Here is a 22320-nt window from a genome sequence, read left to right as displayed (position 1 = left end):
GCGCATTTTACTGTTATTGCACTATGAAGCACATTATTGCCATACTTTTTAGTTTTCTGACAATTACCGTTCACGCACAGCGCATCAGCAAACCCGCCATGGATACGCTGAACACCCTGCAGGACACGCTTCGCGAGCTCAGTTACAACATCATCCACGGCAAGGAAGAAACCGTGCGCGAGCGCACCAACGACGAGTTCATCCCCAAACTGGTGAAAGCGCTCAAGACAAAACACTCCTACTACTACCCTTTCGATTCCATCGCCACCATGGCCAAGGTATACCCGGCAGACAGCTCTTTCCGCATCCTTACCTGGCCGCTGGAAAAAGACAACAGCACCTTCCGGCATTATGGGGTGATCCAGATGAACACGAAAGACGGTTCGCTGAAAATATTCCCCCTCTTCGATAACTCGGATTTTTCGAAAAACACCGACACCGTCACCAACCACAAAGGCTGGTTCGGCTGCCTGTACTACGCCATGATACAGCGCCGCTATTTCAACGCCGAATATTACACGCTCTTCGGCTGGGACGCCAATTCGCAGACAAGCCAGAAAAAGGTCATGGAAATGCTCACCTTCAAAAACGGCGAGCCTGTGTTCGGCGGCCCCTACTTCAGCTTCGCGGAAGACACGGTGCGCAGGCCCACGCGCAACCGCTTCATCATCGAATACAAACGCGATGCGGTAGCTGCTCTCAACTTCAATGCCGAGATGGACATGGTGGTGTTCGACCATCTCATTTCCGAAACCGGCGAAGAGCATAAAAAATATACCTACGTGCCCGACCTCGACTTCGAAGGTTTCAAATGGAAGGCCGGCAAATGGGTGCACGTGGAGAAAGTGTTCCACGATGCGCTGCAGCTGGGGAAAGAGCCCATTGTTGCCCCCATCGACCGGAAACGGGTGGATATGAAGCGCCCCCGCACCGCCGAGGATATCATGGCGGAAGAGGCGGAAAAAGCGGCGCAGAAAGGCAAAAGGAAGAAAAAGGATTAGGGGCCGGGCAGCGGGATGGTGATTGGGCCGCCGTTGCGTCGCACTCTTCAACAATCGATCAATACCGGACTATATGCAAACTCCCCTCTGCAACAAAAAATACCAATTACAGAAATTCCCCGGCAAAGGCGGCTGGACGTACGCCCACATCCCGGAAGCCAGCAACGGCAAACGGAAAATATCCGTCTTCACCAAAGTATCGGGCACCATCGACGATTATGCCATCACCAACGCCACCCTCATGTCGATGGGCGAGCGCCGCTATTTTATCCCCGTCAACGCCGCCATCCGCAAACAGATCGGCAAAGAGGCGGGCGACTGGGTGAAGATCGTGCTGCATATCCAGGAAGCCGGCGCACCGGTGGCGGCGGATGAATTTACCACCTGTCTCAAAGACGAGCCCGCGGCCTGGGAGCATTACAAAACCTTCTCCAAAACCGAACAACAGGCCTGGATACGCTGGGTAAACGAGCCGGCGGAAGAAAAAACACGCGTGGAGCGCATCGCCGACGCCGTGACTAAAATTGCGAAGGGGAAGAAATTTTCCTGAACGGAGTTGCAGAAATGAATTGCGGGAAATTCACCGGCCTGGAGAGCCTGGATTTGCCTGCACATAAAAAATGCCGGGCTTTCACCCGGCATTGATCATTATCGTTAGTTAGTGCAATTCTCCCGGAGCACCGCCTGCTCGATCACAAAACCAGCATAAAAAATGCCGGGCTTTCACCCGGCATTAATCGTTATCGTTGGTTAGAATAATTCTCCCTGAACATTTCCTTCATCTTCCGGCGGCGCCTCTTCTTCCTCTTCATTCACCAGTTCCACGCTGACGAAGTCTTCCCCGGCTATCTTCGTGCCCACGGCCTTCCAGCCGGTCACTTCATATGCTTCGGCCAGCGAGATCTCCTCTTCCTCAGGGTCACGCTTTTTGCCGGTCCGCAGCACCACGATCGGGTCTGCCTGTGTAGTCACCAGTTCGAGGTAGTTGTTCGGCCCTTCCTTGATGAACAGGAACTTGTTGTTCAGCGTGGCCGTCTCGATTTTGAAACGTTTGACGTTGAACTGTTTTTTGTCCGCGTCGAAATAAATAGCCGTCACCAGCTTCTCGGGGCTGAACTTCTCAATATACACGGCGTCGTTCGATTCGTAACGGTTCGTGATCTCGTAGTTCGTCAGCTCGTAAGTGCCGTTTTTGTAGAACACGAGGATCTTGTCGTCCCCTTCGAACGAGCCTACATACAAACCGCGTTGTTCGGTGTTGAGGCGGCCCACCGTATCGTCGTACCAGATTTTGATACCGGATAAGGTGGATGCCCCGGCTTCCTTGAACTTCACGGATTTGATGGGATATTTTGTCACCACGTTGCCCATGGAGCCGCGGCCCTTGATGGGGATGGTTTCAAAGTAGAAGTCGAATTCCTTTTTCTTAGCGGGACAGTTCGGGCTCAGTTTCACCGTCACCACTTCGGCCTCACCGTTGGAGTTGGCAGTGAAATAATGCACCTTGGAGCCTTTATCGCTTTTGGTGAGGTTGTACTCCTTGTCGCGCGTAATACCGGTTACGTTGAAGCGTTTGGCCAGGCTGTAGCCGGTTTTACCGTCTACGTAAATCATGTTGTAGATCATGCGCTCGTCGCCTTTGCGGAACACATCCACATGGATGATGTCCTTGCCCACGAAGGTTTTGTCGGCCACCTTGGTCACCAGCATCACCCCGTCGCGGCGGAATACGATGATATTATCGAGGTCGGAGCAGTCGGCCACGAACTCGTCTTTTTTCAGCGAAGTGCCGATGAAGCCGTCCGCCCGGTTCACATACAGTTTGGTATTGGCGATGGCCACCTGCTGCACCTGGATGGTGTCGAACAGCTTGATCTCCGTTTTGCGCTCGCGGCCCTTGCCGTATTTCTTCAGCAGGGTTTCATAGTACTGCACGGCGAAGTCCACGAGGTTGGCGAGGTCGTGTTTGACCTGTTTGATGTCGGCCTCGATGGACTTGATCTGTTCGGTAAGTTCATTGATGTCGAGGCGGTAGATGCGGCGCACCGGTTTCTCCGTGAGTTTCAGGATGTCTTCTCGGAGAATTTCGCGGCGGAGTTGTTTCTTGTAAGGGGCAAAACCTTTATCGATGGCTACCAGTACGGTTTCCCAGTCTTTGTGCTTTTGCTCCAGTTCCTTGTATATCCCTTTTTCGAAGAAGATCTTTTCCAGCGAGGTGTAATGCCATTTGGCTTCCAGTTCGTCCAGTTTGATTTCCAGCTCGCGTTTGAGCAGGTCTTTGGTAAAGTCGGTGGCATGCCGGAGCAGGTCCGCAGCGCCGATGAAGCGCGGCTTGTCGTCGATGATCACGCAGGCGTTCGGGGAAATGGACACTTCGCAATCCGTGAAAGCGTAAAGCGCATCGATGGTGATGTCCGGGGAAATACCGGGCGCCAGCTGCACTTCGATTTCCACGTCTTTCGCCGTGCTGTCCACCACCTTCTTGATCTTGATCTTGCCGTTATCATTAGCCTTTACGATGGAGTCCATCAGGGCCGTGGTGGTCACGCCGTACGGCACGTCGCGGATGATGAGCGTCTTTTTGTCTTTCTCCTCGATGTGCGCGCGCACCCTCACTTTGCCGCCGCGGCGGCCGTCGTTATAGTTGGTCACGTCTACCATGCCGCCGGTCATGAAATCCGGGTACAGTTCGAATTTCTTGCCGCGCAGGTATTTGATGGACGCGTCTATCAGTTCGATGAAATTATGCGGTAATATTTTGGTGCTGAGGCCTACGGCAATCCCTTCGGCGCCTTGCGCCAGCAACAGCGGGAACTTCATGGGCAGCGCCAGGGGCTCGTTTTTCCGGCCGTCGTAGCTGAGCTGCCATTCGGTGGTCTTGGCATTGAAGGCTACGTCCAGTGCGAACTTGGAAAGGCGCGCCTCGATGTAACGGGCGGCGGCCGCATCGTCGCCTGTGCGCACATCGCCCCAGTTACCCTGGGTTTCGATCAGGAGGTCTTTCTGCCCCAGGTTCACGATCGCATCGCTGATGGACTGATCACCGTGAGGGTGGTACTGCATCGTTTGCCCGATCACATTGGCCACCTTGTTGAAACGGCCGTCGTCCATTTCTTTCATGGCGTGCAAAATACGCCGCTGTACAGGTTTAAGGCCGTCTTCCACGCCCGGAACGGCACGCTCCAGGATTACGTAAGAGGCATAGTCCAGGAACCAGTCCTTGTACTTTTCATCCACATGCTCCATCCCGTGCAGTGACTCGTCCGCTGATTCGTCGTTTATAGTACTCATATGATCCTTTAAAAAACTTTCGGTGTAATTGTGATTATCGCTTGCCTCTCAGAAAGTCATCGCGCCATACCCGCACGGAATCCATCCGCACATCTTCCATCGTGTTCAGCTCCATGAAAGAACAGTCGGTCACCGCCACCAGCTGGTGCCAGATGCGGATGGGGATTTCCACGCGCGCCGGTGCTTCCACTTCCACCGTTCTCAACACGGTTTCTTCGATGGGGCACCAGTGAATGGCCGCTTTGCCGCTCAGCAGGTACATGATCTCGGGATTCTTGTAATCGCTGGCGCCGGTATGGTAATGCTGGCCGCTGCTGCTGCCGGCGTTGCGGTAGCAGAGCACGAAGGTGCCGGTACGGAAGGTCTGCCATTCGTAATTCCGTCCTCTCTCGTCTTCCCCTCTCAGCTCGAGCGGTGTAATGATGATTTCTGACATATTCAACGCTTATTCGGCTACTTCTCCTTCGGGAGCATTCCCGCCGGGCAGTTTCACCTCGTAATCTTTCATGGTTTTCAGTTCGCCGCGGGCTTCGATTTTCCCTTCGCGCACCATTTCCTTCAGGCGCCAGTTCAGGTACTGGTCCATCACCGGGTATTTGAATTTCCCGGTTACCTGGCCAATCACCTTGTTCGCTTTCTGGAACTCCTGCGTAAGGGGCTGCAACAGGTCTTTATCATAAAAACCGGCTGCTTCGCCGCGTATCTTTTTGCCGCCTTCCAGCAGCCTTACACCGGCGTTTTCATTCATGAGGCGGCGCCATTCGTCGCCGTCCAGTTCAAACTCCGCCAGCGATACTTCCCGCGCCAGTTTTTTGGCCTTCAGGAATTCTTTCGGTAATATCTGGTGCAGGTGCGTGGGATAAAACACCGCGTTCTTTTCGTTCAGGAAAGGCAGGTTGTTCAGGTAGATGAGATGAATGCGGCCGGAGAAACGGTCCAGCTGGCTGATAAGCCAGTAATACCCGCAAACATCCGCGGCGTTCTGGCCTGCCCAGATCCATATCGTCAGTTCTTCTTCCTCGCGCAGGCGTGCTTTCAGCGCGCGCACGGGGTCTACGTCTTCCACCACGGTAGCCACCGTTTCCGCGGCGGGCTCCTGTTCAACGTCCAGCGCCACCTGTGTGCCGGCCGCGGCGGGTCCGGCGGCCTGCATGGTTGTCCACCACTCCTTGCGCGCCCTGCGGCCGTCCGGCGTGTCCAGTATAAACAACGGGCCTACCGATAAATCGTCGTCAAAACACATCATCTCGCCGTCCAGGTTCGGGTCCAGCTCAAAAGCGGCCTTCAGGTTGGCGGCGGACGCCTGGCCAAATACGATATGCAAAATCATTCCTTAACTCGCAATTTCTTCCGCCAGATCTTTTTCGTAGCGGAGGTTATTAATAATAAAATCCTGCCTGTGCTGGGTGTTCTTGCCCATGTAATACTCCAGTATTTTGGCTACCGGCATGTCTTTCGACGGGATGATGGGCGACTTGCGCATATCATCGCCGATGAACTGCCCGAACTCCTCGGGGGAAATCTCACCCAGGCCTTTGAATCGGGTAATCTCGGGCTTGTTGCCGAGTTTGCGCACCGCTTTCTGTTTTTCTTCCTCGCTGTAGCAGTAAATCGTTTCCTGTTTGTTGCGCACGCGGAACAGCGGCGTTTCGAGAATGTACACGTGCCCGTTTTTCACCAGGTCGGGGAAAAACTGCAGGAAGAACGTCAGCATCAGCAAACGGATGTGCATCCCGTCCACGTCCGCATCGGTGGCGATCACGATATTGTTGTACCGCAGCCCTTCGAGCCCTTCTTCGATGTTGAGGGCGTGCTGCAGCAGGTTGAACTCTTCATTTTCGTACACGATCTTTTTGGTAAGGCCGTAGCAGTTCAGCGGCTTGCCGCGCAGGCTGAACACCGCCTGCGTTTCCACGTTGCGCGACTTGGTGATGGAACCGCTCGCGGAATCACCTTCCGTAATGAAGATGGTGGTTTCTTTCTGGCGGCTTTCCATTTCTTCCTTGCCTTTGCCGGAATATTCCTCGTTCATGTGCACCCGGCAATCGCGCAGCTTTTTGTTGTGCAGGTTGGCTTTTTTGGCCCTGTCGTTCGCCAGTTTCTTGATACCGGCCAGTTCCTTCCTTTCGCGCTCGCTCTGTTCGATGCGTTTTTTCAGCGCATCGGCCACGGACGAGTTCCGGTGCAGGTAATCGTCGAGCTGCTTGCTGAGGAATTCCAGCACGAAGGCTTTCATCGACTGCCCGCCTTCCGATACCGTGAGTGAGCCCAGTTTGGTTTTGGTCTGGCTTTCGAACACCGGCTCCTGTACCCTTACGGCAATGGCCGCACAGATGGACGCGCGGATGTCGGTAGCGTCGTAGTCTTTTTTATAGAAGTCGCGCACGGTTTTCACGAAGGCCTCCCTGAACGCCGCCAGGTGCGTACCGCCCTGGGTGGTGTGCTGGCCGTTCACAAAGGAGTAATATTCTTCGCCGTACTGGTTTTCGTGGGTGATGGCCACCTCGATGTCGTCCCCTTTCAGGTGGATGATCGGGTAGCGCAGGTCGTCCGCCGTGGTTTTACGCTGCAACAGGTCGAGCAGGCCGTTTTTGGAAATATATTTCTGGCCGTTGAAGTTGATGGTCAGCCCGGCGTTGAGGAAACAGTAGTTCCAGATCTGGTTTTCCAGGAAGTCCGGGATATAATGGTAGTTCTTGAACACCGTATCATCCGGCACAAAAGTCACCAATGTACCGTTCGATTCTTTGGCATCGGCCTCGCGATGGTCTTTGGTGAGCACCCCCCGCTCGAATTCGGCGGCTTTGATGCGGCCGTCGCGGAAAGAGGACACTTTGAAGTAGCTCGACAGGGCATTCACCGCTTTGGTACCCACCCCGTTGAGGCCCACCGACTTCTGGAAGGCCTTACTGTCGTATTTCGCGCCGGTGTTGATCTTGCTCACCACGTCCACCACCTTGCCCAGGGGAATGCCCCGGCCATAGTCCCGCACCGTTACGCTATGCTCCGTCACTTTAATGTCGATCTGCTTGCCGAAGCCCATCATATGCTCGTCGATACAGTTGTCTACCACCTCTTTGATCAGGATATAGATGCCGTCGTCCATACTGCTGCCGTCCCCGAGTTTGCCGATGTACATCCCCGGGCGCAGCCGGATATGCTCCCGCCAGTCGAGCGAGCGGATCGATTCCTCGGTATAGGCATTAAACAGCTCTTTATTTTCTGCCATAGTTTGTCAATTAAAATTCAAAGCAAGTCCAACCAAATTAAACTTAAGAAAGCGCCGCTGGGGTTGAAGATCACCCGACCCCTTACTAAATCTTTTAGCAAAATTCGGTCGTTGGCAAAAATAAAGGATTCAACCAATATCCCAAGTAGATTTTATGCACCATACCTATTTAATTGATTTTGATGCCATTGTATATATAATTCACATTGCCCATGGCGCCATTTAACGCCCCGGCCCTCCCCAAAATCACACTTTCGTATAATAATACATTACAATAAAAGTCATATTTTCTTAGATAAATAGCGGATGAACTAGGTAACAAATAAATTTCCATTCAATTATTATTTTATATGATTAAATTATCTATATTTACATCCACATCCATGAGTAACCCGCCTGTGAAACTTAAAAATCTATCCTGATGAAAACGATGTTCTTTATACTGGTAATGGCAGTTTTGGTGGTAGCTTTCGTGGTAACTTTATTAATCGGACATGAGCAAAGGTCGATGTACCGCTTCAGGGATGTATGCATCCGGGTGGTACAGAAGTTCGACTCCTGGCAGATGCTTCGCTGAGGAGCGCTCTCCCCTCGTTTTTTTCCAGATTGAATTGATTCTAAATCCCTATACCTATGAAAACCGGCTTATTATTCAAACTGGCGTGCCTTTGCATTGCCTCTGTAGTGCTGATGGCACATTTTGCGCGTAAATACATGAAATCGCGCGTTGTGAAAGTTCGCTCTGCAGGCTGATGCCAGCACCACTGTGCGGAAGCATGGGGCTGACCGGAAAGGAGCACTTTCGGGTCAGCCCTTTTTTATGATCCGCTCAAAAGCACCGTTTGCAGCGCAATGGTTTTCTCTCCTCCCCTGAACTCCTCCTATATTTGCATTTTCCTACTGTTTATTTGCATATTTATTCTGATAGCCCCATAATACTTGCAAACCCCGCAAAAAAGGCTTACTTTGTCTAGACATACTAGCAACGCTACAGTACTTATTGTTTTCTTAAATAAAACCAAAGAGCGGACTTATTTCCACCGATATGAAAAGACATCTGTGCCTTGTACCACTTCTATTCTTCCTGGTTTTCGCCTGCAACCGGCCGGGCGCCCGGCAGAGCGCCGATAGCGGCAGGCTGCCGGACGAAGTGGATTATAATTTCCATATCCGTCCCATCCTGTCCGACAAGTGCTTCACCTGTCACGGCCCGGATGCGAACAAACGCGAAGCGGGCCTGCGCCTCGATATCGGCGACAGCGCCTTTAAAGCACTGCAAGAAACACCGGGAGCTTTTGCGTTCGTGCGCGGCAAGCCTCACCTTTCCGAAGTCTACAAAAGAATCATTTCGGAAGACACTTCCCTGCGCATGCCGCCCGTCAATTCCAACCTCCAGCTCACCGAAAGGGAAATAAAGCTGATCGAAAAGTGGATCAAACAGGGCGCGGAATATAAGCCTCACTGGGCCTTCGTTCCTCCCAGGGCGGGACAGCTGCCCGATGTAGGCGATGAAGACTGGCCACGCAATGAAATAGACCGCTTCATCCTCGAAGGCATGGAAAACGCCGGCCTGGAGCCTAACGAAGAAGCGGATAAAGAGCACCTGCTCAAACGTGCCTCGCTCGATATTACCGGGCTGCCGCCTTCCGTGGAGCTGACCGACCGCTTCCTCGCCGATGACCGTCCCGACGCATACGAGCGGATGGTAGACACCCTGCTCGCCATGCCGCAGTACGGCGAGAAAATGGCGATACACTGGATGGATGTGGCGCGGTATGCGGACTCGCATGGGTACCAGGACGATAACTACCGCAGCATGTGGCCCTGGCGCGACTGGGTGATACATGCCTTCAACACCAACATGCCCTACAGCACCTTCGTCACCTGGCAACTGGCGGGCGACCTCATGCCCGGCGCCACCCGCGAACAGTTGCTGGCCACCGGCTTCAACCGCAACCACAAGATCACGGAAGAAGGCGGGGTGATCGACGAAGAATACCGCGTGGAATACGTGAGCGACCGCACCAATACTTTCGGCAAGGCCTTCATCGGCGTTACCATCGAGTGCGCGAAGTGCCACGATCATAAATACGATCCTTTCTCACAGGAAGAATATTACAAACTCTACGCGTTCTTTAACAGCGTGAAGGAAGTAGGTCTCGAGTCCGTAGTGGGCGGTCCTGACACGTACGCCAAGAAACCCTACATGGAGATCTCGAACGATGAGGTGAAAAACATCCTCACTTTCATCAACAAACCCGATACCAACAAACTGATCGTGTCGGTGATGGGCGACCTCGACACCGCGCGCAAGTCGTATATCCTTCAGCGTGGGGTGTACGATAATCACGGCACCGAAGTGCTGCCCGGCACGCCCCGTTCCATCCTGGCATTCAAAGGGCGGCCCAACCGGCTGGGGCTGGCGGAGTGGCTCGTGAGCCCGCAGAATCCGCTCACCGCCCGCGTTTTCGTGAACCGTATGTGGCAGGAAGTGTTCGGCAGGGGCATCGTCAAAACGTCGGGCGACTTCGGTATGCAGGGCGAACTGCCTTCGCACCCGGCGCTGCTCGACTGGCTGGCCGTGGATTTCATGAAAAACGGCTGGAACGTGAAACGCCTGATGAAACAGATCGTGACCTCCGCTACTTACCGCCAGAGCGCGGTGGCCAGTAAAAAGAAACTGGCGCGCGACCCGGATAACATCTGGCTCTCCCGCGCACCGCGCCAGCGGCTGCCGGCGGAACTGGCGCGCGACCTTGTGCTGAGCAGCAGCGGGCTGCTCGTGAAAAAGATCGGCGGGCCCAGCGTGAAGCCTTACCAGCCGAAAGGTTTGTGGGAACTGGCCACCTCCGGCCGCGGACAGCTTTCAAGATACATACAGGACCATGGCGAAAGCCTCTACCGCCGCGGGTTATACACGTTCATCAAACGCACCGTGCCGCCGCCTTCGCTCATGATTTTCGACGGCAGCAACCGCGACCAGTGCGAGATCAAACGCACTTCCACCAACACGCCGCTGCAGGCGCTGGTGATGCTCAACGACCCGCAGGTGCTCGAAGCATCGAGGGTGCTGGCCACCAGGCTGCTGGCGGAAAAGACGGACCCGGTGGAAACGGCCTTCCGGCGTATCGTATGCCGCAAGCCCAACGCAAAAGAGCTCAGTGTATTGAAAGCATATTACAGTGAACAGCAACAGTATTTCCGGCAGCAGCCCGCTGCAGCGGAGAAACTGCTGAACAACGGCGAATACCCGCTCCCGGAAAAAGCGGACAAACAGGCCATCGCCGCGCTGATGCAGGTGGTGACCACGATTTACAACCTCGAAGAAACACTGGCGAAAACGTAAGCGCACCGCGCCTTACGCAACACAAAAAAGATTTAAAACAGCCGCAGACCGTGAAGGCATACCGGCGTTCACCTTCTGCAATCATCAGTACCGCATATGGACAAAGAAATTCTGGAACACGGCCTCAACATGAACCGCCGGCGCTTTCTCTCCCGCCTGAGCCTCGGCCTGGGCAGCGTGGCATTGGGCTCCCTGCTGATCCCCGACCTGTTCGGCGGCGGTGGCGGCGTGGAAGAAATGGGCCTGGCGCCGGGCATCCCCCACTTCGCGCCGAAAGCCAAAAGAGTGATTTATCTCTTCCAGAACGGCGCGCCTTCGCAGCTCGAATCGTTCGATTATAAACCCAAGCTGCGCGAAATGATGGGGCAGGAACTGCCGGCCTCCGTGCGGATGGGCCAGCGGCTCACGGGCATGACCTCGGGGCAGAGCTCCTTCCCGCTTGTGGGCTCGTACTACGATTTTCAGCAGTACGGCCAGGCCCGCGCCTGGGTAAGCGACCTGTTCCCGTACACCGCGAAAGTGGTGGACGACATCTGCATCGTGCGCTCCATGTTTACCGAAGCCATCAACCACGACCCCGCCCTCACTTTCTTCCAGACCGGCGCCCAGCAGGGCAACCGGCCAAGCATGGGCTCGTGGCTCAGTTACGGGCTGGGCAGCGAAAACAAGAACCTGCCGGCCTTCTGCGTGCTGCTCTCGCGCGGAAAAGGCAACGGCCAGGGTGTGTATTCCAAACTGTGGACGAACGGCTTCCTCGACAGCATTCACCAGGGCGTGCAGTTCAGCAGCGGCGAAAGCCCCGTGCTGTACCTCAACAATCCCGCGGGCATGGACTCTACGGGCCGCCGCAAAATGCTCGATAAACTCGCGGAGCTGAACCACCTCAATTACAGTGAGTTCGGCGACCCTGAAATCAATACCAAGATCCAGCAATACGAAATGGCCTACCGCATGCAGACGGCGGTACCGGATATCACCGATCTGTCGAAAGAATCCGACGATATTATCAAACTCTACGGCCCCAACTGTCTGGTGCCGGGCACGTTTGCTTCCAACTGCCTGCTGGCGCGCAAACTGTCCGAAAACGGCGTGCGTTTCGTGCAGCTCTATCACCAGGGCTGGGATCAGCATGGCAACCTGCCGAAGGAAATGGCCGGTCAGGCGATGGACGTGGATCAGGCATCCGCCGCACTGGTCACCGACCTCAAACAGCGCGGCCTGCTCGACGAAACGCTGGTGATCTGGGGCGGCGAATTCGGCCGCACCAACTACAGCCAGGGCAAACTCACCAAAGAGAATTACGGCCGCGATCACCATCCCCGCTGCTTCTCCATCTGGATGGCAGGCGGCGGCGTGAAACCCGGTATCGTATATGGCGAAACGGACGACTTCGGTTATAACATCACACAAAATCCCGTACACGTGCACGACTTCCAGGCCACGGTAATGCACCTGCTGGGCCTCGATCATGAAAAACTCATCTACAAACACCTCGGCCGCCGCTACCGCCTCACAGACGTGGCCGGCACCGTGGTGAAAGACCTTATCGCGTAAACAATGAACATCAAACGCCTGGCTGAAAATCTGCTGATTGCTGCAAATGTATTCATCCTCTTTATCCTCATTTTTTATCCGGGTCTTCACCTGCCCGCATGGGTGCAGGTAACGGGAAGGCTCCATCCGCTGCTGCTCCACTTTCCCATCGTGCTGCTGCTGCTGGCGCTGGTGCTCGACGGGATGATGCTCCGCAACCAGTACCTGCGCAACTATCAGCCGCTGATCAGCAACCTATGGCTGGCAGGCGCGCTCACCGCCGCCATTACGGCCATTTCGGGGCTGTTTTTGTCGGTCGAAGACGTGTACAGCGGCAGCATGCTCAGCTGGCATAAATGGACGGGCCTGGGCATCGTATGGCTTTCTTCATTGCTTTACATGGTCCGTTATTACAAACGGCCGGTGTTCATCGGCGGCAGCGTGCTGATGCTGGCGGGGCTGGCCATGGCCGGGCACTTCGGCGCCAACCTCACCCACGGCAGCGACTTCCTCCTCGCGCCCGTTACGCCGCCGCCGCAGAAAATCCAGATCCCGCTCGACCAGGCGCTGGTGTACGAGCACCTCGTCAAACCGATATTCGAACAGAAATGCGTAAGCTGCCACAACCCGGCCAAGGCCAAAGGTCAGCTGCTGATGGAAACACCGGCGCAATTGCTCAAAGGCGGTAAAACCGGCCTGTTGTTCGTTGCCGGCAATCCCGCCGCCAGCCTCATGCTGCAGCGCATCCACCTGCCCCTCGAAGAAAAGAAACACATGCCGCCGAAAAACAAAACGCAGCTGGAACCGGAAGAGATCGCCATCCTGCAACTGTGGATACGCGGCGGCGCAGACTTCAAACAAAAGGTGAGCGACCTCCCGGCGGGAGACAGTTTATACCTCCTGGCCGCACAACGCCTGCAGCCGGATGATGCCGGCGACCGGTACGACTTTGCGGCCGCCGACGAAAAAACGATCCAGAAACTCAATAACAATTATCGCGTGATATATCCCATCGCCCGGCATTCGCCGGCGCTGGTGGTGAACTTCTACAACCAGACGCAGTACTCCGCCAAATCGCTGGAAGAGCTGCTGCCGCTGAAAAAACAGATCATCGAGCTGCACCTGCAAAAGATGCCCGTACAGGATGCGGAATTGGCCATCATCAAACAATTCGAAAACCTGCGCAGGCTCAACCTGGATTTCACAGCCATCACCGGCAAAACGCTCGCCGGGCTGAATGCCCTGCCCCGCTTGCGTTCGCTGGCGGTATCGGGCACCCGCGTCACGGCGCAGCACCTCAAGCCGCTGGCGGCCAGTAAAAGCCTGAAAGAAGTTTATTGCTGGAATACGGACATTGCCGCGGGCGACTGGCAGCAGTTAGCCGCCATCAAAAACATCCGCTTCGAAAAAGGATATGTCGACGACGGCAGCGATTCGCTCCGCCTCAACCCGCCCGTGGTGGAAAACGAACAAACCATCTTCGCCAGCCAGATGACGCTGAAAATGCGCCATCCCATCCGCGGCACGGAGATACGGTATACGCTCGACGGGTCGGAGGTAGACAGCCTCAAATCACCCATATTCAAAGATTCGCTGCGCATCGACTCCTCATTCACCATCCGCGCCAAAGCTTACAAACCCGGCTGGTACGGCAGCGACGCCGTGAAGATGCGCTTCATGAAAACCACGTACCGGCCAGACAGTGCGGTACTGCTGCAACCGGCAAACGAAAAATATGTGGGAGACGGGCCCAAGACTTTCTCGGACCACCAGACGGGGAACTTTGATATCTCCAGCGGCAAATGGCTCGGTTTCCGGTACAACGACATGGAGCTGCTGATGACCTTCCGCCAGCCGGTGAAAATGAAACATGTAACACTCAACACCATGCGCCTCACGCGCAGCTACATCTTCCCGCCGGCCAGCATCGAAGTATGGGGCGGCACGGATCCCGGCAAGCTGCAGCTGCTGAAGAAGATCAGCCCGGCGCAGCCAGGGAAAAAAGACAACGACTCCCTCATGAACATCACCTGTACGTTCCCGGAGCAACAGCTGAGCTGCCTCAGGATCGTGGCGGTGCCCGTGGCGAAACTACCCCAGTGGCACGACGGGAAAGGCCAGAAAGCCTGGTTTTTTATAGACGAGATACTGCTGAACTGAACAATGCAATAAAAAAGAGGGGGCTTGTGAAAAAGCCCCCTCTTTCGTTGTATATGCACCGCCTAGCGGTTGAAGTATTTGTTGACCGCATCCGTGCGGCTGCGCACGTGCAGTTTTTCATAGATGTTGTGCACATGCCTGCGCACCGTTTCTATGCTGATAAAGAGGTTACCCGCAATTTCCTTGTACAGGAAACCTTTGGACAACTGGTCGAGAATTTCTTTTTCGCGGGAAGTGAGCGCTTCGAGCGCGGGGTTGGGCCGGGCCTGTTTCTGGAAGTAGGCCACCACCCTTCTGGCTATCTGCGAGCTCATCGGGGAACCGCCATCGTGCAGCTCACGGATGGCATCCAGCAAATCGCCGGGGGAGGTTTTCTTCAGGATATAGCCGCTGGCGCCGGCTTCGAGGGCCATGAAGATCTTGTCGTCGTCTTCATAAACCGTCAGCATCATGAATTGCATGTCGGGGTATTCGGCTTTCAAACGTGCTATACATTCAATTCCGTTAATTCCCGGCAAATTAAAATCCATCAACACTACATTGGGTAACAATTGTGGAACCTTTTCCAGGGCCATTTCCGCATTGTTGAAAGCGCCAATGCATGCATACCCTTCTGAGCCATTAATCAGCAGTTCCATGGCCGACCGGATATCATGATTGTCTTCAACAATAGCTACAGAGATGATATCCATGCTATTTTGCAGCTTTTTTTTCGAATATACCATCATTTCAATTTAAAGTCATAACACCAAAATGTTATAAAAATCAAATTTAAATTAATTTAATGGTATATCTAAGAAAACTGTTGTGCCGTTTTGTGAGATGATGTCCGCCTGACCGCCTACCTGCTGCATCCGCTTCTCGATGTTCTTGAGCCCGTTGCCGAACAGGCGCACCTTTTCGGGGTCGAAGCCCTTCCCGTTGTCCTTGATCATGATGGTCATATTCTTGAAAACTTTTACCTCGATGATCACTTCGGTGGCTTTGGAATGCTTCACAACGTTGTGGAGCGACTCCTTTACGGCCAGGTAAATATGCCGGCGGGTGCCGCCGCTGAGCTTGACGTTGGGGATATTGTCGGGAATGATGAAGTGATGCTCGATATGGGCGTGCTCCAGGAAGTCGGCAGCGAAGCTCCGCATGTACGCGATCAGGTTGGCCAGCGAGTCGTTCGAGGAGTTCATCGCCCAGATGATCTCGCTCATCTTGTCCACCAGTTCCCCCGCCGCCTCGGAAATACGTTCAATCTCCTTGGTCTGCCCCGGCTCCTTGATCTTCCGCTTGGCGATCTCGCTGAGCAGGCGGATGGTCGACAGCCCGGATCCCAGGTCGTCGTGCATGTCGCTCGAAATACGGGCCCGCTCCTGGTCTACCGCCTGTTCTTTCTCCAGCTTCAGCTTTTCGTTCCTGATTTTATAATCGAGATACAACGCGGAGAAATAATACGCGATGCCGAGGATTAATAACAGCAGTAAGAAGCGGAACCAGAGCGACTGCCAGAAGGGTATCTTGATGATGATCTGCAACGTGGTGGGCTCCATATTCCAGACCTCATCGTTATTGCAGGCTTTTACCTTGAACGTATAGTTGCCGGGCCGCAGGTTGGTATACCTCGCCACGCTCTGGTTACCGGCCATCAGCCAGTCTTCATCCACCCCCTCCAGCATGTACTGCACCTTATTCTTGAGCGGGTTGGTGAACTCCAGCGGCACGTATTCGATGGCGATCGTATTCTGGTTGTACGGCAGTTCCACCGTCCTGACCAGCGAAATGGCCGTATCGGACTTGAACGGTTTGTCGAGCACCTCCAGCCGCTTGATGATCACCTTCGGCATATGGGGGTTGTTTTTGAAGTTACGGGGATAAAAACCCGTTACCCCACGCACCCCGCCGAAAAACAGCTCGCCATCCATCGACTTGAAATAGGCGCCGGTATTGAATTCGTTCGACTGCAGCCCGTCCTCGAAATTGTACGTCACCAGGTTATTGGTGTTCTGGCGGATTTGGGTGATGCCCCTGTTGTGGCTCACCCAGATGCCGTCTTTATCGTCGAGCAGCACGGCGTACACATAATCGCTCGGCATGCCTTTGTAATCGAAACTGTTGTAATGCTCTTTTTTGCGGTACTGGTCGTCGAGGATCAGCAGCCCTTTATTGGTGGCCAGCAACAGCTGTTTGTGCGCGTTTTTGTTGATCGACTTGATCTCCAGGTTTTTCAGCGGCAGGGGGATCATCTCCCAGATGCTCCGGTCGGCTTTGCGCCAGTACAGGTGCGCTTTGGTGCCGACGTACTGGTTGCCCCAGAAGTCCTCGAAAAAGCAGGTGAGCTGTTCGTTGAGGAAGCGGTGCACGATGGCGGCCTTGTAGCCTTTTTCCGCTTCGGAGAACATGAGCAGGTACTCACCATAGTTGAAATAAGTTTCGCCGTTGGGGCGTTTGCTCACGAAGGGATAGATGTCTTCCTGCGGCGGCAGGCCCAGCGCCTGCACCCGCGGGGTGAGGTCTTTGAACTGTTCCGTTCTCACGTCGAACAGCCCGATGCTGCCCCTGACGAAGTGGAACCAGAGGTTGCCGTAATCTTCGCGGCAGATGCTGTGCAGGTTGTTGGCAGGGAATTTCTCCGGCGTAAGCTCGTTGGAGATGCGCTTGAGGTATTTGCCGCCCCTTTCGTAGATATCCAGCCCGTCGTGCAGCAGCCCCACATACAGGCGGCCGTCGTCGTGTTTGTACACGGCTTTCACCACGTTGTGGGAGATGCGCGGCGAGCGGTAGAGCGAAAACACCTTTTTGTTGGGCGCATATTTCTTCAGCCCGTCGCCGTCGGTGCCCACCCACATGTTATCGTTCCGGTCGCGGAACAGGCAGATGATCTTGTTGAACGAGTTGGTCTCGAACGTGTTGAAGCTCGTGATATGGTTGGTGATCTCGTGGCTGCCGATGTTGTACACCAGCACCCCGTCGTTCCCCCCTATCCAGGCGTTGCCGCGGTCGTCCAGCTCCACGGCGGTGGGCAGGAAAGGCTCTTGCAGCTCGTTGAAGCGCTGGTACGGCAGGTCGGTGTATTTGTTCCGCTTCGTGTCGAAAATGGTGATATGCCCGCTGCTGGCCAGCAGCAGGGAATCGGAGTTCAGTATTTTGATGATGGGCTTGTCTGACAAGGTAGGCAGGCAATAGGTGGTGAGGCGGGCGGTGTGGATGTCCATTTTCACCAGCTGCTCCTTTTCAAACACCATCCAGATATTGTTTTCGTGTTTGGTGATGGCCACCGGGCGCAGCTTTTTGCTCGTGAAGGCCGGCGGGTACAGGATGGTCTTTTTCAGTTCGTAAGTGATATTGTCGAGCACATACAGCCCTTTCAGCGGCCGCCACACCCAGAGGGTCTGCGTGGCCTGGTCTTCCCCCAGTATCTGGAATTTCGGGATAAAATCCCTTTCCGCCTCGTTGATATACGCCGTATCCACGAATACGTGCCGGAAATTGTTTTTGTATCGGTCGTACAGGCTGATGCCCAGGTTATGCGCCAGCAGCAGCTGCGCCCGCGAATCGCGGTAAAAGGAATAGCTGCGGGTGCCCAGCAGGCCGAAACTCTTGATCATTGCGCGGCCCTGCTGCGATACCGAGCTGTACAGCACCCGTTCTTCCATGGTGCCCGGGTCTACGCCGGGGCCCGCCGGGCTGTACCGGTATTCGTTGAACACGTACCCGTCGAAGCGGTTGATGCCGTCGAACGTCGATATCCAGAGAAATCCCTCCTCGTCCTGTATCACACCGCTGATGCTGCTTTGCGACAGGCCGTTTTCAACCCCGTAAGAATCAAAGTTATAGGTCCGTTCCTGCGCGGAGGCGGGTACAAGAATGGCGAGGAACCATAGGGTGAGGATGATGGTCTGATGAAATGTCGGGCGCATCAATTGGTTAATAGCGGTTTGCAAGTTTGCAGTAAATGCAAATATATAATTCTGTGGTACACTTTGTACTGATTTTATATTTTTCTTATTTAATATTGCCACAAACCGGTACAATATGAAATGGATATTGGCTCTTTTACTCCCTTTTTTGGCCGGCCAGGCCCTGGCGCAGACGCCTTACCGCCTCCGTGCCCTTACTGATGCACCCATTACCAGCATCCGCGGGCTGAGCGTGGTAGACGACGCCGTGCTCTGGGTATCGGGCACCGGCGGTAAAGCCGGCAGAAGCCTCAACGGGGGCAAAACCTGGGAATGGTTCACCATCCCCGGCTGCGACACCTGCGATTTCAGGGACGTGGAAGCCTTCAGCGCCGATAAAGCCATTGTGATGGGCATCGCCGAGCCCGCGCGTATCTATCTCACCACAGACGGCGGCGGCACCTGGAAACAGGTGTATTTCAACGCCGCCAAAGGCATGTTCCTCGACGGGATGGACTTCCAGTCCGGCAAAGCCGGCGTGGCCGTGGGCGACCCCATCGGGGGCCGTTTCACGCTCATCCGCACCGCCAACGGCGGCGACAGCTGGCAGCCCTTCGAAGGACCGGCCGCAGGCGAAGGCGAGGCCATTTTTGCCGCCAGCGGCACCACGTTGCGTGCGCTCCCCGGTGGCGACTATGCCTTCAGCAGCGGCGGGGCGCAAAGCCGGTTTTTCCGCTACAGCAAGGGCAAATGGAACATTTACACCATTCCCGCCATCCAGGGGCAGGCCAGCACGGGAATTTTCTCCTTCGCTTTCCGCGACGCGCGGTATGGGGTGGCCGTGGGGGGTGATTACCTCCGGATGAAAGAAACCCGGCAGAACTGCGTGATCACCGCCGACGGGGGCCGCACCTGGCAAGCGCCGCAGCAGGCGCCCGGCGGGTACCGATCCGCCGTGGAATTCATCGACGCGCAGCGGCTCGTGGCTACCGGCCCCACCGGTACCGATCTTTCCACGGACGGCGGCCAGACCTGGAATCTGCTGTCGACAGACGGATTTCACGCCGCCCGCAGGGCGAAAAAAGGAAAATTGATATATTTGGCGGGCAGTAAGGGTCGGATCGCAGTGCTGGAACCAGTTCAATAAGCATAAAAAAGGCGCCCTGGAAAGGAGCGCCTGTATTTTTAATACGCTTATTGTATCACAACCGGAACAATAGGTTAAAGCAAAAAGTACATGTACTGAAGTTAAGATTTCCCACTGCTATAATTTGTACAAAGTTCGCCAAGGCACTATTTTATTTTGTAAAAGGCGGAAATGAAGCAGTCAGTGCGGGGAAAAAAATATACACCTCCCCCCATTTTTTTATATATTTATTTGGAAGTGGCCCCGACGGGCCGCCATTATAGTACACAGAAAATCAGATCGGCACGATGCAAGTGGCAACAACATCGGGTAAATACTCGGTAAAACATTACCCGGACAAGATTCAGTCGTGGAAGAAGGAAGGAAATTATTTCTATTTCTATACCTCAGAGACCATACTTGAACTGCGGGTCATTTCAGATAAGATTGTGCGTTTCCGGTATGCGGCAGACGGCACTTTTCAGCGGGATTTTTCCTACGGCGTGAGCGAGAAACTGGAAGAGTCACCGGAGTATTTCGACATGCGCGAATGGCCTGACTCCTTCGAGATCATCACCACCGCCATCCGGGTGTTCGTAGCCCGCGAAAACCTCCGGATCACCATTACAGACATCGAAGGCCGTATCATCAACCAGGACGAAACCGGCTTTCACTGGCAATATTACCTGCAGAAAGGTGGCAAAATCGTGTACTGTACCAAACTGGTGCAGGAAGGCGAAGCGTTCTACGGGCTGGGCGACAAACCCACCGACCTGAACCTGCGGGGCAAACGGCTCGAAAACTTCGGTACCGATGCCTACGGCTACGCCAAAGACACCGATCCCCTCTACCGCAACATCCCCTTCTACTACGGTTTGCACAACGGTATCGGTTACGGTATCTTTTTCGATAATACCTTCCGTACCCTGTACGACTTCGGCAAGGAACGCGACGATGTGAGCAGCTTCTGGGCGCGGGGCGGCGAAATGAACTACTATTTCATTTACGGCCCCGAACTGCTGAAAGTGGCCGAATCCTACGCCCGCATCACCGGTACGGCCGAACTGCCCCCTCTCTGGGCCCTCGGCTACCACCAGTGCCGCTGGAGTTATTTCCCCGATACAAGAGTCAAAGAAATCGGCCAGGAATTCAGGAAACGCGGCATTCCCTGCGACGCCCTGTATCTCGACATCGACTATATGGAAGGTTTCCGCTGCTTCACCTGGAGCAAGGAACGTTTCCCCGATCCGAAAGGGCTGCTGCGGGAATTGTCCGCCGACGGCTTCAAAACCGTGGTGATCATCGACCCCGGCATCAAGGTAGACCCCGAATATCCCATCTACCAGGAACTGGTGCAGAAAGGATACGCCTGTAAAAGGGCCGACGGGGCGCCCATGGAGGGCGACGTATGGCCCGGTAAATGCGTGTTCCCCGACTTCACCGATCCCAAGGTACGCGAATGGTGGGCCGGGCTGTTCCGCAGCCTCGCCGAAAACGGCGTGCGTGGCGTTTGGAACGACATGAACGAGCCCGCCGTGTTCGAGCTCGGCACCTTCCCTGAAGACGTGCGCCACGATTACGACGGCGAAAACGTGAGCCACCGCAAGGCGCATAATGTATACGGCCACCTGATGAGCAAGGCCACCGCCACCGGCCTGAAAAGGCACCTGATGCCCAACCGGCCGTTCGTGATCACCCGCTCCGCCTATGCCGGCACCCAGCGCTGGAGCTCCGTATGGACGGGCGACAACATCGCATCCTGGGAACATCTCTGGCTCGCATCCGTACAATGCCAGCGGCTGGCCGTTTCCGGCCTTTCTTTCGCAGGCAGCGACATCGGCGGTTTCATCGGCGAGCCCGACGGCGAGCTGTACACCCGCTGGATCCAGCTGGGCACTTTCCACCCGCTGATGCGCACCCACTCCGCCAGCAACGAAACCGGCTTCGACCAGGAACCCTGGAGCTTCGGCCCCGAGTTCGAAGCCGTGGTAAAATCGTTTATCCAGCTCCGTTACCGGCTGCTGCCCTACCTCTACACCACCTTCTGGCAATACGCCGCCTACGGCACGCCCATGCTGCGCCCGCTTGCTTTCGTGGCCCAGCACGACGAAAACACCCACGACCTCAACCACGAGTTCATGATGGGCGACAGCCTGCTGATCAGCCATGTGAGCGAGGCCGGGATGAAAGAAAAATCCGTGTACCTGCCCGAAGGCACCTGGTACTATTACTTCAGCGACGAGCGCTTCACCGGCGGGCAGTCCGTTACCGTACCCACGCCGCTGGCCGAAATGCCGCTGTTCGTGAAAGGCGGCGCAGTAGTACCCCAGTACCCTGACCTGCAATATGTAGGCGAGAAAAAGATCATGGAAATGATCCTCCAGGTGTACTACGGCGAAGGCACCACCCACAGCATCCTCTACGAAGACGCCGGCGATCACTACGCCTACAAAACCGGCCAGTACAACCTGGTGCGCTTCAAACAAAGCTCCGAGCCCGCACAGTTCAGGCTGAAGAAAAAGTTCGTGGGCAAGTTCGAAGCCGACTACACCCACCACCGCCTACGCATACACGGCCTGCCTTTTGCGCCGAAAGAATACGTGGTGGACGGCGGTGAGGTGAGGCCCCTCCTACCCGAACACCTGAAAGGGAATGTGGTGGAGATCGCGCTGGAACGGAAGTTTGAAGAGATCGTTATCCGGTAGGATGACGTTGAAGGATAATTAAAAAGCCGCGGAGTGATTCGC

At 55.0% G+C, this 22320-nt stretch carries 14 protein-coding genes; 8 read left to right on the top strand and 6 right to left on the bottom strand.

All coding sequences use genetic code 11. The annotated features are described in order from the left end of the window. The first annotated feature begins 23 nt into the window (after positions 1 to 23). Both EGT74_RS26220 and EGT74_RS26215 read left to right on the top strand, forming a co-directional pair. The gene (locus EGT74_RS26220) at positions 24 to 1001 is read left to right on the top strand and encodes a hypothetical protein (protein WP_123849572.1); all 978 of its coding nucleotides are present in this window, start codon (positions 24 to 26) and stop codon (positions 999 to 1001) included. Positions 1002 to 1074: 73 nt separating this feature from the next. After that, positions 1075 to 1551: a YdeI/OmpD-associated family protein gene (locus EGT74_RS26215; RefSeq protein WP_123849571.1), complete on the top strand. Its 477-nt coding sequence runs from the start codon at positions 1075 to 1077 to the stop codon at positions 1549 to 1551. 200 nt (positions 1552 to 1751) lie between these two features. Here the strand turns inward: EGT74_RS26215 and EGT74_RS26210 are convergent, their stop codons facing one another. Genes EGT74_RS26210 through EGT74_RS26195 form a run of 4 tightly spaced genes read right to left on the bottom strand, consistent with a single transcriptional unit; the run spans position 1752 to position 7521 of the window. After that, complete coding sequence (locus tag EGT74_RS26210; protein WP_123849570.1) at positions 1752 to 4292, bottom strand: DNA gyrase/topoisomerase IV subunit A; 2541 nt, start codon at positions 4290 to 4292, stop codon at positions 1752 to 1754. 34 nt (positions 4293 to 4326) lie between these two features. Next, positions 4327 to 4728: a hypothetical protein gene (locus EGT74_RS26205; protein ID WP_123849569.1), complete on the bottom strand. Its 402-nt coding sequence runs from the start codon at positions 4726 to 4728 to the stop codon at positions 4327 to 4329. A 9-nt stretch (positions 4729 to 4737) separates the two neighbouring features. Then, entirely contained in the window at positions 4738 to 5616 is an 879-nt protein-coding gene (locus EGT74_RS26200) for a DUF1835 domain-containing protein (protein ID WP_158618306.1), read from the bottom strand. A 9-nt stretch (positions 5617 to 5625) separates the two neighbouring features. Next, positions 5626 to 7521 (bottom strand): DNA topoisomerase IV subunit B, encoded by a 1896-nt coding sequence (locus EGT74_RS26195; RefSeq protein ID WP_123849567.1) that lies wholly within the window; start codon positions 7519 to 7521, stop codon positions 5626 to 5628. 421 nt (positions 7522 to 7942) lie between these two features. Between EGT74_RS26195 and EGT74_RS26995 the strand changes: the two genes are divergently transcribed. The 4 genes from EGT74_RS26995 (at position 7943) to EGT74_RS26180 (ending at position 14560) form a co-directional block, all read left to right on the top strand. Beyond that, the gene (locus EGT74_RS26995) at positions 7943 to 8098 is read left to right on the top strand and encodes a hypothetical protein (protein WP_158618305.1); all 156 of its coding nucleotides are present in this window, start codon (positions 7943 to 7945) and stop codon (positions 8096 to 8098) included. Between the two features lie 468 nt (positions 8099 to 8566). After that, positions 8567 to 10867, top strand: a complete 2301-nt coding sequence (locus tag EGT74_RS26190; protein WP_123849566.1) for a PSD1 and planctomycete cytochrome C domain-containing protein — start codon at positions 8567 to 8569, stop codon at positions 10865 to 10867. Between the two features lie 96 nt (positions 10868 to 10963). Further along, complete coding sequence (locus EGT74_RS26185; protein ID WP_123849565.1) at positions 10964 to 12421, top strand: DUF1501 domain-containing protein; 1458 nt, start codon at positions 10964 to 10966, stop codon at positions 12419 to 12421. Positions 12422 to 12424: 3 nt separating this feature from the next. Further along, positions 12425 to 14560, top strand: coding sequence for a c-type cytochrome domain-containing protein (locus tag EGT74_RS26180; RefSeq protein ID WP_123849564.1), 2136 nt, complete (start codon positions 12425 to 12427; stop codon positions 14558 to 14560). A gap of 62 nt (positions 14561 to 14622) precedes the next feature. On the opposite strand, the gene EGT74_RS26175 is transcribed toward EGT74_RS26180, so the two are convergent. Then, positions 14623 to 15252 (bottom strand): response regulator, encoded by a 630-nt coding sequence (locus EGT74_RS26175; RefSeq protein ID WP_232825997.1) that lies wholly within the window; start codon positions 15250 to 15252, stop codon positions 14623 to 14625. Positions 15253 to 15336: 84 nt separating this feature from the next. Beyond that, complete coding sequence (locus EGT74_RS26170; protein ID WP_123849563.1) at positions 15337 to 18468, bottom strand: ligand-binding sensor domain-containing protein; 3132 nt, start codon at positions 18466 to 18468, stop codon at positions 15337 to 15339. Positions 18469 to 18583: 115 nt separating this feature from the next. Here EGT74_RS26170 and EGT74_RS26165 point away from each other — a divergent pair, with 115 nt between their 5' ends. Both EGT74_RS26165 and EGT74_RS26160 read left to right on the top strand, forming a co-directional pair. Further along, entirely contained in the window at positions 18584 to 19594 is a 1011-nt protein-coding gene (locus EGT74_RS26165) for a WD40/YVTN/BNR-like repeat-containing protein (RefSeq protein WP_123849562.1), read from the top strand. A 287-nt stretch (positions 19595 to 19881) separates the two neighbouring features. Continuing rightward, a complete protein-coding gene (locus EGT74_RS26160; protein WP_123849561.1) occupies positions 19882 to 22278 on the top strand; it encodes a glycoside hydrolase family 31 protein in 2397 nt (798 codons plus the stop codon). Positions 22279 to 22320: the final 42 nt, after the last annotated feature.

This window comes from Chitinophaga lutea (genome assembly GCF_003813775.1).
Lineage (GTDB): Bacteria > Bacteroidota > Bacteroidia > Chitinophagales > Chitinophagaceae > Chitinophaga > Chitinophaga lutea.
The sequence above is the reverse complement of the archived record's forward strand: the minus strand, read 5'-3'. Positions and strand labels throughout refer to the sequence as shown.

Coding starts and splice junctions, on each gene's coding strand:
- EGT74_RS26220 (WP_123849572.1), top strand. CDS start 24: ATGAAGCACATTATTGCCATACTTTTTAGTTTTCTGACAATTACCGTT.
- EGT74_RS26215 (WP_123849571.1), top strand. CDS start 1,075: ATGCAAACTCCCCTCTGCAACAAAAAATACCAATTACAGAAATTCCCC.
- EGT74_RS26210 (WP_123849570.1), bottom strand. CDS start 4,292: ATGAGTACTATAAACGACGAATCAGCGGACGAGTCACTGCACGGGATG.
- EGT74_RS26205 (WP_123849569.1), bottom strand. CDS start 4,728: ATGTCAGAAATCATCATTACACCGCTCGAGCTGAGAGGGGAAGACGAG.
- EGT74_RS26195 (WP_123849567.1), bottom strand. CDS start 7,521: ATGGCAGAAAATAAAGAGCTGTTTAATGCCTATACCGAGGAATCGATC.
- EGT74_RS26995 (WP_158618305.1), top strand. CDS start 7,943: ATGAAAACGATGTTCTTTATACTGGTAATGGCAGTTTTGGTGGTAGCT.
- EGT74_RS26190 (WP_123849566.1), top strand. CDS start 8,567: ATGAAAAGACATCTGTGCCTTGTACCACTTCTATTCTTCCTGGTTTTC.
- EGT74_RS26185 (WP_123849565.1), top strand. CDS start 10,964: ATGGACAAAGAAATTCTGGAACACGGCCTCAACATGAACCGCCGGCGC.
- EGT74_RS26180 (WP_123849564.1), top strand. CDS start 12,425: ATGAACATCAAACGCCTGGCTGAAAATCTGCTGATTGCTGCAAATGTA.
- EGT74_RS26175 (WP_232825997.1), bottom strand. CDS start 15,252: ATGGATATCATCTCTGTAGCTATTGTTGAAGACAATCATGATATCCGG.
- EGT74_RS26170 (WP_123849563.1), bottom strand. CDS start 18,468: ATGCGCCCGACATTTCATCAGACCATCATCCTCACCCTATGGTTCCTC.
- EGT74_RS26165 (WP_123849562.1), top strand. CDS start 18,584: ATGAAATGGATATTGGCTCTTTTACTCCCTTTTTTGGCCGGCCAGGCC.
- EGT74_RS26160 (WP_123849561.1), top strand. CDS start 19,882: ATGCAAGTGGCAACAACATCGGGTAAATACTCGGTAAAACATTACCCG.